Raw genomic sequence first — 17,501 nt, 5'->3', positions numbered from 1 at the left:
GCGGGAGAGGAGACGGCTGACGCGATGACGGAAGAATCGGACAATTTCGGCAGAAGGTCTGAGCAGGCGGCAAGGCCGCTCGCCGCCAGGTCGGCGCGCGAGGCGCTGCGCCCCGAGGCGGGAACGCCACCTCCGCCCAAGCGCTCGCGCCAGTCGCGCAACCAGTTTGTCGTGTTTCTGAATTTCGTCGTCTCTTCCGTCGTCTTCCTGGTGATCGTCACCGGCGTCGTCCTCTATCTCGGCAAGCGCGAATTCGAGAGCCCGGGACCGTCGACGGCGGCCGAGACGATCCTCATTCGGCCCAATACCGGCGTGCGTGAGATCGCCGAGATGCTGGAGCGCCAGGGCCTCATCAGCGACCAGCGCATCTTCCTCATCGGCCTGCGCGTGCATGGCGCCGACGCTAGCCTCAAGGCCGGCGAATACGAGATCAAGGCCGGCGCTTCCATGGCCGAGATCATGGAGCTTCTGGAGAGCGGCAAGTCCGTGCTCTATTCGCTCACCATCCCCGAGGGGCGTACGGTCGCCCAGGTGTTCAAGGCGGTGGCTGCAACCCAGGAACTGTCGGGCGAGATACCCGAGGAAACGCCTCCCGAGGGAAGCCTCGCCGCCGACACGCTGCGCTTCACCCGTGGCATGCCGCGCAAGGAGGTTATCGCCAAGCTGAGAGCCCAGCAGGAAGAACTCGTCCAGAGCATCTGGGAAAGGCGCGCCGAGAACCATCCGCTGCAGAACATCGACGAATTCGTGACACTGGCCTCCATCGTCGAGAAGGAGACGGGCCAGGCCGACGAGCGCTCGCGCGTGGCCGCCGCCTTCCTCAACCGGCTGGAGCGGGGCATGCGCCTGCAATCCGACCCCACGGTCATCTATGGGCTGTTCGGCGGCGAGGGCAAACCGGCCGACCGCCCCATCTACCGCTCCGACCTTGCCAAGGAAACGCCCTACAACACCTATCTGGTCGACGGCCTGCCGCCGACGCCGATTGCCAATCCGGGCCGTGCCGCGCTGGAGGCGGTGGCCAATCCGTCGCAGACGGACGAACTCTACTTCGTCGCCGACGGCACGGGCGGACACGTCTTCGCCACGACACTCGAAGAGCACAACGAGAACGTGGCGCGCTGGCGCAAGATCGAGCGCGAACGGAGGGCCGAGGCGGAGGCCGCCGAGAACGATGCCCAAGAGGGCGATGAGCGCAACTGACGCGGCCGCTCGCGGCAGGCACCGCAGGCGGTGGGGAAGAAGATGGCACTACAAAGCATGACGGGCTTTGCCCGCGCCGGGCTCGTCGACGAGATGGCCGCGGTCACTTGGGAGCTTCGCTCGGTCAACGGCCGTGGGCTGGAGGCGCGCCTGCGCCTGCCGCCGGGCTTCGAGCGGCTGGAGCAGGCGGCCAAAGGCGCTGTCGGCAAGCGCTTTTCCCGCGGCAACATACAGGCGAGCCTTTCCGTTACGCGCGGCGAGGCGTTGCGTCGCCCCGTGGTCGACGAGGCGTTCCTAGCCGAGGTGGCCAAACTCGCCCACCGGCTGGAGCGGGAACACGGCGCCGCCCCGGCGACGGCCGATGGCCTTCTGGCGCTGCGCGGGGTCATGGAGATGCCCGATGCCAGCGCCGACGAAGAGGCCCGCGCACGGCTCGACGAGCTCGCCCTGCGGGCGCTGGATACGGCGCTGGACGAGCTGGCGGCGGCACGTCGCGAGGAGGGCGTATCGCTCGGCGTCGTCCTCGAAGGCCACCTCGCCGCAATCGAGGCGCTCACCCTGCGGGCGGAAGCGGACACTTCGCGCGAGCCCGCCAATATCCGCGCCCGCCTCGAAGAGCAGGTGCGGCTTCTCATGGATGCCGCGCCCGCCCTCGACGAGAACCGCCTCAACCAGGAAGCGGCCTTCCTCGCCACCAAGGCCGATATCCGCGAAGAGATCGACCGGCTGAAGACCCATGTCGCCTCCGCCCGTGCGCTTCTCGCCACTGGCGGGCCGATCGGGCGCAAGCTCGATTTTCTTGCGCAGGAATTTAACCGCGAATCGAATACGCTGTGCTCCAAATCCAACGCCGCTTCCGTGACGGCGATCGGCCTCGAATTGAAGGCGGTCGTCGACCAGTTCCGGGAGCAGGTGCAGAATCTGGAGTAGCGGGCAATGGAACCGGACCTTTCTTCCAACGGCATCCGCCGCAGGGGCCTGATGCTTGTCCTGTCGTCGCCGTCCGGCGCCGGCAAGTCCACCATCGCCCGCACGATCCTCGAAAAAGTGCCGGGCTTCGAGCTCTCGGTCAGCGTGACCACGCGGCCGCGCCGCGGCAGCGAGATCGAGGGCGTGCACTATCATTTCAAGTCCCAGCGCGACTTCGAGATGCTGCGCGACAACGACGATCTCCTCGAGTGGGCGGAGGTCCACGGAAACCTCTACGGCACGCCGAAGAAGCCGGTCGAGGAGGCGATCGCCGAAGGCCGCGACATGCTGTTCGACATCGATTGGCAGGGCGCGGCGCAGCTGCGCGAGAAGATGCGCGGCGATGTCGTCTCCATCTTCGTCCTGCCGCCGACGATGAAGGAGCTTCTGGCTCGACTGAAGCGCCGCGCCGAGGATCCGCAGAACGTCATCGAGACGCGGCTGAAGAACGCCCGCTTCGAGATCGAGCAATGGCGGGAATACGACTACGTCATCGTCAACGACGATCTGAACCGCGCCTTCGCAAGCGTGCGCGCCATCATCACCGCCGAACGCCTCCGCCGCGACCGCCTGCCGGGGCTGTTTGATTTTGTGGCGGGGCTGTTGGAGGAGAAGGGGGAGTAAGGCCGGGGGCCGGTGGTAGGTGGGCTTTCACCTCACCTGCCGGAATGGCATGATTGCGGACTTTTGCGACATTCGGATTGGCGGCTGGCACGGACGTGTTTCGACCCTTGTCTGCCCTTCGTTCGGCGCGGCGCTACGGCAAAACGCGACCTATAGCCGACCGTCGCGAGGTCAAGCCGTAACGCCAGAATCAGGTGGTGAAGCAGTCTTCCTTGAAAAGCCACGGCGTAGGACTCCTGTGGCGCCCACTTGCCGACCGGTGAACTTTGTTCCGTTCATCATTCTCCGCGCAGAGGGTTAAAATAGAATCGGAGGGTGTCACAAACTGATCTGTTGGATCGTCAAACAGGGCATGGGCATACGCAATATGGGATAAAGGTTGTCGATGACACGCAATGCAAAGCGACCCGGCGGGTTGCAGAAGCAGGCAGGTATGCCCGAGGATCTGACGCGGACACAAGCCGAGATATTCGAGCACGCGCGGCCCCGGCTGCTCAGTATTGCCTACCGGATCCTCGGCTCGCGGGCTGAGGCCGAGGATGCGGTTCAGGACACGTTTCTTCGCTGGCAGGAGACCGACATAGCCACCGTCAGCTCTCCGGGTGCCTGGCTGACCACCGCCTGCACCCGTCGTGCCATCGACATGCTTCGCGCCGCCTATCGCAGCCGTGTGGACTATGTCGGCAACTGGCTGCCCGAGCCGGTCCACACGCTTGTCGACAGCGAAGCGGAGGCGCAAATGGAACTTTCATCGTCTCTCTCGACCGCCTTCTTGCTGATGCTGGAACGCCTGACGCCGAAGGAAAGGGCGGCCTATCTGCTCTACGAGATATTCGAGATGTCGTATGCCGATATCGCGGCGTCGCTGGATATGAGCGAGCCGGCGTGCCGCAAGCTAGTGTCACGGGCCAAGGCGCGCATCGGTGACGATCAGGTGAGATACCAGCCGACGCGCGAACGGCAGGAGGAATTGCTGACCGCCTTCGAGGATGCCATCCGCACGGGGCGGCCCGGCGGCCTGGTCGCGATGCTTGCCAGCGACGTGCGCCTGACCGCCGACGGCGGCGGCAAGGTTGCGACGGTGGCCGACATCCTGGAAGGCGACGCCGTGCTGGCGTTCCTGACAGAGCGGCTGACCGGATGGTGGGCAGCCTACGAATGGAGCTTCGCCGAGCTCAATGGTGCGCGGGGACTGATGCTGAAGGAAGGTGGCAAGGTTGTTGCCACGGTCTCGTTCGCCTTCGACAGCTCGGACCGCATCACCGACATCTTCATCGTGCGCAATCCCGACAAGCTCGCTGGCGTGGGCGAGGTATCAATTCACTGACCATTGAGGGATCGGGTGGCACGCCGATCGCCGGCGAATACTGGCGTGGCGAGGGCAGATGCCCTCGCCGGGTTCTTTCCAGAACGGTCTCCCCATCAGAGGCCACAATATCCCGTCAGCGATTCTTTCCTCACGGCGTCACAAACACCTCCCCTCGAACGTCACACGAGCATGGGCATGGAGCCCAGCCATTAGCGGCCAAGCGCCGCGAAGTTCGAGGAGAAGATCATGAGCACGAAAGCACTGTACATCAGGCACAAGGCGCAGCCCGGCAAGCGAGACGAGGTGAAGCGCATCTGGGAGAAATATGCGCGCGCCTATATCGAAGGCGCCAGTGGCCAGGTCGCCTATGTCTACGGCTTCGACGACACCGATCCCGATGCGATCGTCGCCTACCAGCTCTATACTGACGAGGCCGGAACGGGCGATTTCGTCAAACAGCCCTGGTATCCGGACTATGAGCGGGAGACGGCCGCGCTGCTCGCCGGACCGTCGGAGTTTCGCACGATCACACCGCAATGGATCAAGGGTGACGCCTAGCCAATCGACAAGGATCCGGCGGGTGGATCGCCGCCCGCCGATTCCTCGACGAAGAAACCCTCTACGGGGAACGACCGCTCCGGGCTCAATTGAGACCTGCCCCGCCTATTGCCGACCGTAGCAACGGGCCGAGAATCAAAATTCAACCCGAGCCCCTGCCCAGCCCCCGGCATAAGCGCCCTTATAAAAGCCGCGCCAGCGCCACGAACTCCTCAACGCCGAGCGTCTCCGCCCGCCGCGTCCCGTCGATCCCAGTTTTTGCAAGCAAGGCTTCGCCGCCAAGGCTCTTCAGGCTCTGGCGCAGCATCTTGCGCCGCTGGCCGAAGGCCGCTTCCGTCACCCGCGCCAGCTTTCCCGCCTCGACCGGCAGCGGCTCGGCGTTCGGCACGATGTGCACCACCGACGACGTCACCTTGGGGGGCGGGGTGAAGGCCTGGGGAGGGACGTCGAAGGCGATCCGCGCTTGCCCCCGCCAGCCGGCAAGCACGCCGAGCCGCCCGTAATAGCCGCTGCCCGGCCGCGCGACGATGCGCTCCGCCACCTCGCGTTGGAACATCAGCGTCATGGACGCATAGAACGGGGGCCAGCGCTCCGGCGTCAGCCAGCGGATCAGAAGCTCCGTGCCGATGTTGTAGGGCAGGTTGGCGACGATCTTCACCGGCTCCGCACCCGCCGCAAGGGCTGCGAAGTCCGTCTTCAGCGCATCGCCGGCCACGATCTCCAGACGGCCGGGATAATGCCCGGCGATCTCCTCCAGTGCCGCGATACAGCGTTCATCGCGCTCGATCGCGATCACGCGCAAGGCCCCCTCGCTTAAGAGCGCCCGCGTCAGCCCGCCGGGCCCCGGCCCCACTTCGATGACGGTCGCATCCTCGAGCCGGCCCGCCGTGCGGGCGATGCGGCGCGTCAGATTGAGGTCGAGGAGGAAGTTCTGGCCGAGCGCCTTTTTGGCGAAAAGCCCGTGCCGCCGGATGACGTCGCGCAGCGGCGGCAACCCGTCCATCGTCATGGTGCGCGTTTTTCCGCATTGTCGGCGAGCCGCCGGGCGAGCTTGATGGCCGCGATCAGGCTGTCGGGGCGGGCAATACCCTTTCCGGCGATGTCGAAGGCGGTGCCATGGTCGGGCGAGGTGCGGATGAAGGGCAGGCCCAGCGTCACGTTCACCGTATCGTCGAAGGCGAGAGTCTTCACCGGGATCAGCGCCTGGTCGTGATACATGCAAAGGGCGGCGTCGTAGTTCCTCCGTGCCGCCGCGTGAAACATCGTGTCCGCCGGCAGCGGACCGAAGGCGTCGATGCCCTTCTCGCGCAGGGCCGCGATGGCCGGCGCGATGATGTCGATATCCTCTCTGCCCATCGCACCGCCTTCGCCGGCATGCGGGTTGAGGCCGGAGACGGCAAGCCGCGGGGAGGGGATGCCGAAACGCTCGGCAAGGTCGCGGGCGACGATCTCGCCCGCTGTCTCGATTGCTTGCCGGGTCAGGCTTCCCGCCACCTCGTTCAGCGCGTGATGCACCGTCACCGGCACGGTACGCAGGTCCGGCCCCGCCAGCATCATGATAGGGGTGGCCGGCCTGCCGGTCGCCTCTTCCGCCAGATGGCCGAGATATTCCGTATGGCCGGGATACTGGAAGCCCGCGTCGTAGAGCGCCTTCTTGGCGATGGGGCAGGTGACGATGGCGGCCGCACGGCCCGAAAGCGTGTCCTCCACGGCGCGCGCGATCGCCTCGACCACGCCGGCGGCGTTGGCCCCGGATGGCGTGCCGGGCGTGTCGGCCAGCCTGTTCTCCAGCGGCACCACGGGAAGCGCGGTCGCAAAATGCGCCGCCGTATCCTCCGGCGAAACCTCGACGAGCGGGACATCGAGCGCCAGCCGCCGCGCCCGCGCCGCGATCAGCGCCGGATCGCCCAGAACGTAGAAGGACGGCAGTCCCTGCGCCTCGCGCGCCAGCCACGCGCCGAGCAGCACCTCCGGTCCGATACCGGCGGGCTCGCCGATCGTCAGCGCCAGCGGGGAGGGGGCGGGTCCGGTCACGAGGCAGCCGCAGCCTTGAGCGCCGTCAGCGCTTGGCGATGCGCGCTTTCTCGCGCAGCTCCGTCATCAGTTCCTCCGACAGCTGCTGGACGGTTCCGTCGCTCTGTTCCTCGCTCTGGAAGACCATCTGTGCCACATGGTCGTCCGAGACCTCGCGCGCGCTGCACACGCCAATGAACTCGACGCCGCGTTCCGTCTCGCGCACGGGCGTGGCGCTGCCGGGGCTGGTGCTCTGCACCTGTTCCTTCCACTCCGCCGGCAGCTCCGGCGCCAAAACGCGGCCCATGTCCTGCACGGTCACGTCGATCAGCCCCTTGGCGAACTGAATGCTTGTATCGCAGCTCTGGAAGCGGTCGCGCATGGCCTGTGCCTCCCGTTTGCGCTTGGCGAGCAGCTGCGATCGCTCGGCGGACGGGATGACGAAGATCACCCGCTGCAGCATGTATTCGGTCGCCGTCGGCTTCTGTCCGCCCTGCTGCAGCATCCTGTGCACCACGTCCTGCTCGGTCAGCGAATTCCCGGAGCGCTGGCGCGCCTGTAGAAGGCGGCCCCAGCCGATCTGCGTGCGCATGAACTCCTTGAAGTGTTCCTTCGTCACACCCGACTGAGCCAGAATCTGGTCCAGCTGCGCCTGCGAAAGGTTGTTGGAGGAGGCGAAGCCCGCGTAGGACTGGTTGACCATTTCTTCCGTGACCGGAACCCGCGCCCGCTCTATCTCCTGCTGGCGCAGTGCCTGGTCGATCATCTCCTGCGCGGCGAGCTCGTTCAGGTTGCCGTTCCGCCGCATCAGCTGCAAAAGCGCGACCCGGCGCTGGATATCGTAGCTCGTCACCGCCTTGTCGTTGACGACATAGCGGATCTCCGCCGCCATCGCGGGGGCCATCGGCGCCATGGCAACCGCCGACAATGCCGCCGCCAGGAGCGCCGCCGTCAGAAGGCGGGGCCTGCCCGCCAGCGGGGTTTTTTCTCTATTCTTCATGACATACTGACCATTCGAACTCGGCTTTTCCCTCCATACGCGCCGCGAGAGGCAAAACCGTGGCATGGATCGCCGATCCTTCTATTCCGCAAACTGCGTGAGCGCGCCCGAGCTGCTGCCGAACTCGCCGAGCGTACGCAGCGCAACGGTGAAACCAAATGTGTTCTCCGGCTCGTCGGTGCTGCGGCTGCGTTTCTGGCTGAAGCTCATCGTATAGATGAAACACTCATCGTCATAGGCGAAGCCGAACGAGTTTTTCACGAGCACGTTGGTTTCCAGATCGTAGGTCGCCGATGCAAAGCCGCGCCAGTTTTCGTTGAAGCGCAGCGAAGCGCTCCCGCCGATCTCCCGGCGGTCTTCATCGAAGCCGTAGAGTGGCTGGCTCTGGATGAAGGCGTATTGCGCATTCACGCTCAGCGGGCCCAGGCTGGCCCCCGCCCGCACGTCCGTGCGGCGCAGTTCGAACGTCTCTTCGTCGAAACGCCCCGCCAGGGAAGCGGAGAAACCGTTCGGCGCCGTGAAGCCGATCAGGCCGACGTAGTCCGACACATCCGTGTCGAGGCCCGAATAGGCGCCGGCGTTCACGAGGTCCGGCGAGGCATAGGAGTTCACGCCGCCCAGATGATAGGACTGGCCGAACAGGCCGTGGGCCGTCCAGCCGCCCGCGAACATGCCCGAATAGCGGATGCCGAGATTAGCCCTGGTGCCGCCCTCGATGCGGTCGTATCCGGAAAACTTGTCGCGTTCGAACAGCGTCGAGGCATCGAAGACGAGCGATTGGGCGTCCTCGTTTGGGATACCCAGCCTGCCATTATAGGGTTCGTCCGGCCGCACGAAAATCTGCGCCATCGGTTCCAGCACATGCGAGGCGCTGGCGGTGGAAAACAGGATCGGCCAGCGCGCCTCCAGGCCGGCGGTCACCATGGACCTGTAGTAGGCGGAGCGTATGTCGCTGTTCGTCTGTTGGCCGTTGATCGCGAACGCCTCGACTTCCGTCTGGGCGCCGGCCGACAGGTCGCTGTAGATGCCGTCGCCGCGGGCGTGCAGCATCGGCGTAAGCACCAGCCCCATGCTGGTCACGAAGGAGCGCTTCCACTCGGCCTCCGCCGTCAGCCGTCCGGAATTGCCTTCCAGCCCCTGCAGCTTGGTGCCGTACATGCCGTCGCTGCGGTGCAGCGCCTGCACGTTGACATCAAGATTCAACTCGCCGCCGGCAACCGGCTCGTCGGGGGTGTAAGAGTAGTCCAGGTTGGGCGCCACCCAGGGCTGCTTGTCGTTGCGCGCAAGTGAATGGCTGTCGAGCCGGCTCTCCTGCACCTGAAAATGATAGCCCCTCAAATCGAAGTAATTGCGGTCGTTGAGACCGGTCAGATAGACCTCCGAGCGATGCACCGTGTCCGAGAAACCCTCGATGCCGTAGGTTTTGGAGAAGTTCTTGTCCGTCTGCGCCAACACGTCCCAGCCGAAGGCCCAGCGCGGGTTGATGTCGAAGCGACCCGTGGAGCCGATCATGCCGCGATTGGTCTCGTGGCGGTCGACCTCGCTGATGCCCCATTCCTCGGGGCTCCTCTGGTGGATGCCGGCGATCTTCAGGTTGTATTGACCGTTGTCGAATTGCTGGCGCCACTCGGCCTCGCCGAGGAAACCCTGCTTGGTATAGCCGGTAACCGCGACGGTGAGATCGTAGGTCGGCGACAGCGCCAGGTAATACGGCACCTTCAGCCCGACACCCAACTCGCTGCCGCCCCTGATGCTGGGCATGAGGAAGCCGGACTTGCGCTTCACCGTCGGATCGGCGATCTCGAAATAGGGTAGGAAGGCGATCGGCACGCCGAAGAACTCGAAACGCGAGCGCTCGAAGCGCACCGTCTTGGCCTCTCCGTCCCAGATGATCTTCTGCGCCTTGATCTGCCACAGCGGCGGCCTGTCCGGATTTTCCTCGCAGGGCTCGCATGCGGTGTAGACGGCTTTGTTGAAGGTGGTCAGCCTGTTTCCCGAACGCTCCGCGCTTTCCGCGGCGAAATGGGTCTCGTCGACCGTCTCCACCCTGAGCGCGTTGACGAAACCCTCGCTGAAATCGTCGGTGACGTCGATCCGGTCGGCATAGATGCGGTTGCCGTCTTCCTCGATGATCTCGACGTTGCCGCTGGCGATCACGCGCGAAGTCGCGCGGTTGTAGGTGACGCGCTGGGCCACCAGCCGGTTGCCGGCATATTCGATCTGGACGCCGCCCACGGCACTGATCGTGTTGCGGTCGTTGTCGTAGACGAGCGTATCGGCGGACAGCAGCATCTGCGCATCCCGCGGCAACTCGCTCCTATCGAATCCGTCCACCTGCGCGGTGGCGACGGAAGCAGTCGCGATAAGGGCGACAAGCGCCACACCCAATCCGACGCGTCGCCGACGCGTCGGAGAGGCCTTGCGGCCCCCCGTCACCGCTTCCCCCGCCACTATCCGTCCTCCTTGAACAACAGGAAGGTTACTCCGAAAAACATCGCTACGACCACCGGCACCCACGCTGCCACGAAGGGCGGCACGAATCCGGCGCTGCCAAACGCCTTGACCAAAACCGAAACGACATAAAGCAGAAAGCCGGCAAGGACGCCACCCAGAATCACCGTCACCGATTGCCCCATCCGTGCAAATCTCATGGAAACCGTCGCCGCGATCAGCGTCATGGCCACGAGGAGGGGAGGCAGCGTCAGCAAAGAATGAAAATGCATGGCGAAAGCATTGGCGCGTAAACCAAAAGAGCGTGCCACCTCGATCTTCGCTGGAAGCGCGAAAACCGACACCGCCTCGGGCGGTGAGAGCTGCTGGCCGACGAACTCGGGCTGCAGGTTCGTCGGTACATCGACGGTTTCCAGGGTCTCCGGGGCGCTCCCGTCGCGCCGCCTGGTCACATCGTTCAGTTCCCAGTGGCCGTCACGGAGCCATGCGCGGCGAGCGTCCAGCCTTTCGACGATCCGGTCCTCCTGATCCATGATGAAGAACACCGGCCGCACCAGCTCTGTACCGCCTTCGAGGGCGGCATCCGCGCCGATGACCGTCTCGCCTGATTCGGTCCGCTGCTTGATCCAACGCTCGTTGTCCGTATTTGCCCTGGTCTTGGCGCCACGCACCTCGGCTTCGACCGTCTGTGCCCTGGAGAACCCAGCCGCCGCGATGGGGTTCAGGACGAGCACCGCAAGCAGGCCGAAGATGAAGGCGCCGAGGGCGATCGGCGTCAGGAACTGCCAGGCGGAGATGCCGGCCGCGCGCGCGACCACCAATTCGTATTTGCGGTTCAGGCTGATGAGTGTGGCCATTGCCGAGATCAGCCCGACGAAGGGCACGACCTGCTGCATGATGATGGGCAGTTGCAAGGCGGCAAGCCCCAGCGCCCACTGGGCCGAAAAGCCTTCGAGGTCGCCCGCCCGTCCGGCAATCTCGGTAAAGGTGACGATGAAGACGAGCGCGGCGATGCCGACGAAGTTCCACACCGTGATGGCTGTGTAGCGGCGAAAGAAATAGCCGCCGAGCGTTTTGCCGATCATGCGCGCCTCCGCGCCCAGCCGAACCGCCGGGAAAGATCGTCACGAACGCTCTGGAGACGCTCGTGCAGCTTTTCCGTCCAACTCGTCGGCAGCTCCATCATGCGGTTGGTGGCGATGAAACCTGTGCACACGGCGATCATACCGAGGGGCACGGCATAAAGGACGAAGGAGAAGAACGGCTTCGTCTCCGCCTCGTTGCTGGCATAAAAGCCCATCCAGCGCACCAGGAGGCCGATTGCCAGGGTGGTGATCATGGGATGCACCCGTGCCTCGCGGAAGGAGCGGGCATCGCCCGCCACGGCGATGCCTATGAGCGCGAAGACGATGGGATAGAGCCAGTCGGTAAGCCGCTTGTGCAGTTCGGCGCGATAGCTTTGCGGGTTCGTCGCATAGGCCTTGTCGTTCGGATCCGGGTTGAGAAGGTAGGTGAGATAACGGTCCTTGCGGTAAAGCGTTGGCGTATCGGCACCACGGGTGAATTGGGACAGATCGAACGCGTAAGCCTCGAAGCGGATCACCGAGACGTCGCCGTTGTCGGATTGCCGGTGCACCTCGCCGTCCTGCATGACGAGAATGCTGCCGCCCTCCCGCTCCACCGTCAGGCCACGGCGTGCGTGGTAAATCAGCTTCATGCCCTTTTCGCGGGTGTCAGCGACGAAGATGCCTCCCAGTTGCCCGTCCGGCAGGCGCTCGGAGATCTGCACGAACACCCCGTCGTCCATCTTCTGGAAGCTGCCCTCCTGCAGGACAGTGGAGATCAGGTCGGCGTTCGCGCTGGCCAGGATCTGGCGCAGCGCCTGGCGCGAATAGGGCTCCAGCGTGTTGTTGACGGCGAAGGCGGCGATGCTGGTGGCGATGGCGATCAGCAGGATCGGCCGGATAACGGTGTGGCGCGGGCCCCCGGCGGCGCCGATGACCACCAATTCCGAATCCGCGTTCATTGTCGCCAGCGTATGGGCGACGGCGATGCCGATGGCAAACGGCATGACGATGGGGATGACGGCCGGCAGCGTCAGCGCGCCGGCCACGAAGAAGGTCGCAGCCGACTGCCCGCTGCTCGTCACCAGGTCGATGCGGTTGAGCACCTGGGTCGTCCACACGATGAGAAGCACCCACGCTAGCGAAGCAGCGAAAATCGATAGCGTGCGCCGCAGGATGTAGAGCTCGATCACCTTCATCGGCAGATGTGTCACCTGTGTTGACGGCCACTATATGGCGCGCGGCTCCCGTACGCCGTGGTGGTACAACGCGGATCCGCCGGTTTGAACGGTTCGGCAGAGATTGTCCCCATGCCAGTCTGTCGCGGACAGGCCTAACGAAGCGGAAAAGAACGCGGTTAACGATTCCCTGCCGCACTTCCGGTGGTCTGACCCAAACAGATGGTACCATCTGTTTGGAAAAGTCAGCCCACAAGCTATTAATCTGGCGGGGCGATTTGTCCTGACAGATGGGGACCATCTGTCAGGATCGCACCACTAGTGGTCTGACCCAAACAGATGCTACCCATTTGTTTGGAAAAGTCAGCCACAAGCTACTACTCTGATGGCACAGTTTAAAGGCTTATCCCTTTCCACCCCCTTGTCAATTCGCTTAAAACCGCCAAGATCGCGCCAGCCCGCAAACCCTACCGGACAGGAAGCTCCATGACAGACAAACCGACCGTCGCCTTCGCCAAATTCGCTGCGCCCAAGAAAGGCAGCGTCATCGTATTGGCGCCGGAGGGCGGCAAGTTCGGCGAGGCGGCAAGGGCGTGCGACCCGGCCGACATCCTGCCCAAGGTTTTCGCGGCGGCGGATTTCTCCGGCAAGCTGGCGGCAAGCGTCGAGGCGCTGGCGCCGCAGGGTACGGATTTCGATCGTCTTGCCGCCGTCGGCGCCGGCAAGACGGATGCGCTCGATGAACAGGCCTGGCTGAAGATCGGCGGCGCCGCTTCGGCCGCCGCCAGGAACGCAACGGAAGTGACGGTCGTCGCGGAGGTCGCCGGCGCCGAGGCGAGTGCCCGCGACGTGGCGCTGATCGCCCTCGGCATCGTGCTGCGCTCTTATACCTTCGACAAGTACAAGACCCGCAAGGAGGAGAACGGCACGCCCAAGCCCGCCGACAAAGCGGTGAAGTTCACCATCCAGTGTGCTGATCCAGCGGCTGCGAAAAAGGCCTTCGCCGAGGCCTCCGCCGTGGGTGACGGCGTGCTTCTGGCCCGCGACCTCGTCAACGAGCCGCCCAACGTTTTGGGTCCGGTGGAGTTCGCGGCACGCGCCAAGGAATTGGAGGAGCTCGACGTCAAGGTGGATATCCTCACCGAGAAGGAGATGAAGAAGCTCGGCATGCGCGCGCTTCTGGGCGTGGCGCAAGGCTCTGTCCGCCCGCCGCGCATGGCGGTCATGCGCTGGAACGGCGGCAAGGCCAAGCAGAAGCCCGTCGCCTTCATCGGCAAGGGTGTCGTCTTCGACACCGGCGGCATCTCCATCAAGCCCGCCGCCGGCATGGAGGACATGAAGGGCGACATGGCAGGGGCGGCGACCGTCGTCGGCCTCATGCACGCGCTCGCCGCCCGCAAGGCAAAGGTGAACGCCGTCGGCATCATCGGCCTCGTCGAGAACATGCCCGACGGCAACGCGCAACGGCCGGGAGACATCGTCACCTCCATGTCCGGCCAGACGATCGAGATCATCAACACCGACGCCGAGGGCCGCCTCGTTCTGGCCGACCTGTTGTGGTACTGCAACGAGGAGTTCAAGCCCCAGTTCATGGTCAATCTGGCGACGCTGACCGGCGCCATCCTGGTTGCGCTGGGCAACAGCCATGCCGGCCTGTTCTCCAACGACGACGCGCTTGCCGAGCGCCTGACGGCGGCCGGAACCGTGACGGGCGAGAAGGTCTGGCGCATGCCGATGGGCAAGGAATACGACAAGCTCATCGACACCAAGAACGCCGATATGAAGAACACCGGCGGGCGCCACGCCGGTTCCATCACCGCCGCCCAGTTCTTGAAGCGTTTCGTCGACAGCACGCCCTGGGCGCATCTCGATGTCGCCGGCACGGCCATGGCCTCGCCATCCTCCGAGATCAACCAGTCCTGGGCCTCGGGCTACGGCGTGCGCCTGCTCGACCGGCTGGTGGCCGACCACTACGAGAGGTGAGGGTGGAGGTCCTCTTCTATCACCTGACCGAATCGACGCTGGAAGAGGCGCTGCCCCCGCTCGTGGAGAAGAGCCTGGAGCGGGGGTGGAAGGTCGCCGTCCAGACGGCCGGCGAGGAGCGCCGCGATGCCATGGACGCCCGGCTGTGGACCTTCCGCGACGACAGCTTCGTGCCGCATGGCACCGACCGCGAGCCGAATGCGGCCGAGCAGCCGGTGCTTCTGACCACCGGCCCCGAAAACCTGAACGGCGCAACGATCCGCTTCCTGGTCGACGGTGCCGAACCCGGCTCCCTCGACGGCTACGCGCGCGCCGTCTTCCTCTTCGACGGCCACGATACGGCCCAACTCGACGCCGCCCGCTCCCATTGGAAAGCCATGAAGGCCGCCGGCCACGCCGTCACCTACTGGCAGCAGGGCCCGGACCGGCGCTGGGAGAGGAAGGGGTGAGGGGGCTGCCGGCGAAAGAGCACCAGCGAACCTACCGTCCCAACCCAATCTCCCCAAGCACCCCCTCCAACTCCCCAAGATGCTCGATCCGCCGAAAGCGCTCCACCCCTTCCGGCGCCTCCGCGTGCTCGTGCGCCCAGGTCAGTTCATGCGGCACGAACACGCCCCATCCCCCAGCCTCGATCACCGGCAGCACATCCGATCTCATCGAGTTGCCAACCATCATCGCCTTGCCGGCGCCGTCGCCATGTTGCGCGAAGACGCGCTCGTAGACGGCACGATTCTTGTCGCTGACGATCTCCACCGCGTCGAAGAAGTCGCCGAGGCCCGAAGCCGCCAGCTTGCGCTCCTGGTCGAACAGGTCGCCCTTGGTGATCAGCACGATGCGGTACCGTCCCGCAAGGTTCTCCAGCGTTTCGCGCGCATGCGGCAGCGTCTCGACCGGGTGGTCGAGCATCTCGCGCCCCGCCTCCAGAATGCCCTTGATCGTCTGCGCCGGCACGCGCCCCTCGGTCACCTCGATCGCCGTTTCGATCATCGAAAGGGTAAAGCCCTTGATGCCGAAGCCGTACTTGCCGAGATTGCGCCTCTCAGCCTCAAGAAGCCGCGCTGAAAGATGGTCGGGCTCGGCATAATCGCCCAGAAGCTCGGCGAAGCGCGCCTCCGTGAGCCGGTAAAAGCGCTCGTTCTGCCACAGCGTGTCGTCGGCGTCGAAGCCGATGACGGTCGAGCTCATTCCGCCATCTCCCCCTCGTACTCCGCCGAGAGCGCCAGCCATTTCTCCTCCTGCCGCTCCACCGTTCGCGCAAGCTCGGCGCGCTCCTTGGCGAGCGCGGAGGCCTTGCCCGGGTCGCGCTCGTAGAGGCCGGCATCGGCCATTTGCGCTTCGATGGCTTCGAGGCGCTTGCGCGTACGCTCGATCAGGCCTTCCGTCGCCTTGATCTCCTTGGCCAGCGGCTCGAGTTCGGCCCGGCGTCTTGCCGCTTCGCGCCGGCGCTCGGCTTTCGAAGCCTTTTCCGCCTCGCGCTTCTCGCGGTTGCGGCTCGCCCCGCCGGTGGTCAGCGCGCGGTAGTCCTCCATGTCGCCCTCGTAGGGGCGCACAGTGCCATCGCCGACCAGCCACAGGCGGTCCGCGCACGCTTCGATCAGGTGCCGGTCATGGCTGATGAGGATGACCGCGCCCTCGTAGGTGTTGAGCGCATCGACCAGCGCCTCGCGGCTGTCGATGTCGAGGTGGTTGGTCGGCTCGTCGAGGATGAAAAGATGCGGCGCCTCGAAGGAGGCAAGCCCCATCAGAAGCCGCGCCTTCTCGCCGCCCGAAAGGTCGCGCGCCGGCGTGTCCATCTTCTCCGTCGACAGGCCGAACTGCGCAACGCGCGCCCTGACCTTGGCCTCCGGCGCCTCCGGCATCAGCCGGCGCACATGCTGGTGCGCGTTCTCGTCGGGGCGAAGGTCATCGAGCTGGTGCTGGGCGAAGATCGACACCTTCAGCCCCGGCGCCAGCGTCATCGTGCCCCTTTCGAGGCCGAGCCTGCCGGCGATCAGCTTGGCGAAGGTGGACTTGCCGTTGCCGTTGGAGCCCAGAAGGGCGATGCGGTCGTCCTCGTCGATGCGCAGCGACATGTTCTTCAGGACAGGCTTGCCCGGCTCATAGCCGACCGCCCCGCCCTCGAGGGCGACGATGGGGGAGGCGACGGCCTTGGCCGGATTGGGAAAGCGGAAAGGCCGCACATGCTCGTTCACCGCCGCGCCGATCGGCTGCATGCGCGCCAGCGCCTTGAGCCGCGACTGCGCTTGCCTCGCCTTCGAGGCCTTGTAGCGGAAGCGCTCGACGAAGGCCTCCATATGCTTGCGCTGCGCTTCCTGCTTGGCGCGCGTCTTCTCCTGCAGCTCGGCCTTTTCCGTATACTGCCGGGCGAACTGGTCGTAGCCGCCGCGCCAGAAGGTGAGCTTCTTGTGCTCCAGATGCACGATCGAGGAAACGGCATTGTTCAAGAGGTCGCGGTCGTGGCTGATGAGAAGCACCGTATGCGGATAGCGCATCAGGTAGCTCTCCAGCCACATCGTGCCTTCAAGGTCGAGATAGTTGGTCGGCTCGTCGAGGAGCAGCAGGTCCGGCTCGGCGAACAGTACCGCCGCAAGCGCCACGCGCATGCGCCAGCCACCGGAGAAGGAGGAGGCCGGCCGCTTCTGCGCCTCGGCATCGAACCCGAGACCGGAAAGGATGGAAGCCGCCCGCGCTTCCGCGGAATGGGCGTCGATGTCGGCAAGCCGCACATGGATCTCGGCGATGCGGTGCGGGTCCTCAGCCGTTTCCGCCTCGCGCATCAGGCGCTCGCGCTCGGTATCCGCCTTCAGCACGATGTCGATCAGCGGCTCTTCCGTGCCCGGCGCCTCCTGCGCCACCTGGCCGATGCGCGTTCCCTTCGGCAGGCCCACCGCGCCCGTCTCCGGCGCAAGCTCGCCGGTGACCGCGCGGAACAGCGTCGTCTTGCCGGTGCCGTTGCGGCCCACAAGCCCCGCTTTGGTGCCAGCCGGCAGGGTGAGCGAGGCATGCTCGATGAGCAGCCGCCCGGCGACGCGTAATGAAAGGTCGTTGATCGTAAGCATGACCGCGGGGTTTAGGCCGAGGCCGCCGCCACTTGCAAGCCCCTTGCTGGTGAAGTGCAGAGTAATCGCCTAAATGGGCGGCACCCGTCG

15 protein-coding genes are annotated in these 17,501 nt (G+C 65.2%); 7 read left to right on the top strand and 8 right to left on the bottom strand.

The window, feature by feature from the left end:
- Window positions 1–24: 24 nt before the first annotated feature.
- From mltG to GPJ75_RS22395, 5 genes are all read left to right on the top strand, one after another.
- The gene (gene mltG, locus GPJ75_RS22415) at window positions 25–1,203 is read left to right on the top strand and encodes an endolytic transglycosylase MltG (RefSeq protein ID WP_163271531.1); all 1,179 of its coding nucleotides are present in this window, start codon (window positions 25–27) and stop codon (window positions 1,201–1,203) included.
- 42 nt (window positions 1,204–1,245) lie between these two features.
- On the top strand, window positions 1,246–2,133 hold the full coding sequence (locus GPJ75_RS22410; RefSeq protein WP_163271529.1) for a YicC/YloC family endoribonuclease: 888 nt from the start codon (window positions 1,246–1,248) through the stop codon (window positions 2,131–2,133).
- Between the two features lie 6 nt (window positions 2,134–2,139).
- A complete protein-coding gene (gene gmk / locus GPJ75_RS22405) occupies window positions 2,140–2,796 on the top strand; it encodes a guanylate kinase (protein ID WP_163271527.1) in 657 nt (218 codons plus the stop codon).
- A gap of 385 nt (window positions 2,797–3,181) precedes the next feature.
- Window positions 3,182–4,123 carry an RNA polymerase sigma factor SigJ gene (sigJ, locus tag GPJ75_RS22400; protein WP_246249211.1) on the top strand — a complete coding sequence of 314 codons (942 nt, stop codon included), beginning with the start codon at window positions 3,182–3,184 and terminating at the stop codon, window positions 4,121–4,123.
- Window positions 4,124–4,351: 228 nt separating this feature from the next.
- Window positions 4,352–4,663, top strand: a complete 312-nt coding sequence (locus GPJ75_RS22395) for a putative quinol monooxygenase (RefSeq protein WP_163271525.1) — start codon at window positions 4,352–4,354, stop codon at window positions 4,661–4,663.
- Window positions 4,664–4,844: 181 nt separating this feature from the next.
- Here GPJ75_RS22395 and rsmA read toward each other — a convergent pair whose 3' ends face one another.
- The 6 genes from rsmA to lptF form a co-directional block, all read right to left on the bottom strand.
- Complete coding sequence (gene rsmA, locus GPJ75_RS22390) at window positions 4,845–5,672, bottom strand: 16S rRNA (adenine(1518)-N(6)/adenine(1519)-N(6))-dimethyltransferase RsmA (protein WP_163271523.1); 828 nt, start codon at window positions 5,670–5,672, stop codon at window positions 4,845–4,847.
- The gene (gene pdxA, locus GPJ75_RS22385; protein WP_163271521.1) at window positions 5,669–6,697 is read right to left on the bottom strand and encodes a 4-hydroxythreonine-4-phosphate dehydrogenase PdxA; all 1,029 of its coding nucleotides are present in this window, start codon (window positions 6,695–6,697) and stop codon (window positions 5,669–5,671) included. Before pdxA ends, rsmA begins: the two co-directional genes overlap by 4 nt.
- A 25-nt stretch (window positions 6,698–6,722) precedes the next feature.
- Window positions 6,723–7,676 carry a SurA N-terminal domain-containing protein gene (locus tag GPJ75_RS22380; protein WP_163271519.1) on the bottom strand — a complete coding sequence of 318 codons (954 nt, stop codon included), beginning with the start codon at window positions 7,674–7,676 and terminating at the stop codon, window positions 6,723–6,725.
- 81 nt (window positions 7,677–7,757) lie between these two features.
- Complete coding sequence (locus GPJ75_RS22375; protein ID WP_163271715.1) at window positions 7,758–9,968, bottom strand: LPS-assembly protein LptD; 2,211 nt, start codon at window positions 9,966–9,968, stop codon at window positions 7,758–7,760.
- A gap of 158 nt (window positions 9,969–10,126) precedes the next feature.
- Complete coding sequence (lptG, locus tag GPJ75_RS22370) at window positions 10,127–11,212, bottom strand: LPS export ABC transporter permease LptG (protein ID WP_163271517.1); 1,086 nt, start codon at window positions 11,210–11,212, stop codon at window positions 10,127–10,129.
- Window positions 11,209–12,390, bottom strand: a complete 1,182-nt coding sequence (gene lptF, locus GPJ75_RS22365; RefSeq protein ID WP_163271515.1) for an LPS export ABC transporter permease LptF — start codon at window positions 12,388–12,390, stop codon at window positions 11,209–11,211. Before lptF ends, lptG begins: the two co-directional genes overlap by 4 nt.
- Before the next feature lie 465 nt (window positions 12,391–12,855).
- On the opposite strand from lptF, the gene GPJ75_RS22360 reads away from it, so the two are divergent.
- Together GPJ75_RS22360 and GPJ75_RS22355 are read left to right on the top strand one after the other, a co-directional pair.
- Window positions 12,856–14,352 carry a leucyl aminopeptidase gene (locus GPJ75_RS22360; RefSeq protein ID WP_163271513.1) on the top strand — a complete coding sequence of 499 codons (1,497 nt, stop codon included), beginning with the start codon at window positions 12,856–12,858 and terminating at the stop codon, window positions 14,350–14,352.
- A 2-nt stretch (window positions 14,353–14,354) separates the two neighbouring features.
- Complete coding sequence (locus GPJ75_RS22355; RefSeq protein ID WP_163271511.1) at window positions 14,355–14,801, top strand: DNA polymerase III subunit chi; 447 nt, start codon at window positions 14,355–14,357, stop codon at window positions 14,799–14,801.
- A gap of 31 nt (window positions 14,802–14,832) precedes the next feature.
- Here GPJ75_RS22355 and GPJ75_RS22350 read toward each other — a convergent pair whose 3' ends face one another.
- Window positions 14,833–15,537, bottom strand: a complete 705-nt coding sequence (locus GPJ75_RS22350; RefSeq protein ID WP_163271509.1) for an HAD family hydrolase — start codon at window positions 15,535–15,537, stop codon at window positions 14,833–14,835.
- The gene (locus GPJ75_RS22345; RefSeq protein ID WP_163271507.1) at window positions 15,534–17,411 is read right to left on the bottom strand and encodes an ABC-F family ATP-binding cassette domain-containing protein; all 1,878 of its coding nucleotides are present in this window, start codon (window positions 17,409–17,411) and stop codon (window positions 15,534–15,536) included. Before GPJ75_RS22345 ends, GPJ75_RS22350 begins: the two co-directional genes overlap by 4 nt.
- Window positions 17,412–17,501 lie beyond the last annotated feature (90 nt).

The organism is Chelativorans alearensis (assembly GCF_010993735.1).
GTDB classification, from domain to species: domain Bacteria; phylum Pseudomonadota; class Alphaproteobacteria; order Rhizobiales; family Rhizobiaceae; genus Chelativorans; species Chelativorans alearense.
The sequence above is the reverse complement of the archived record's forward strand: the minus strand, read 5'-3'. Positions and strand labels throughout refer to the sequence as shown.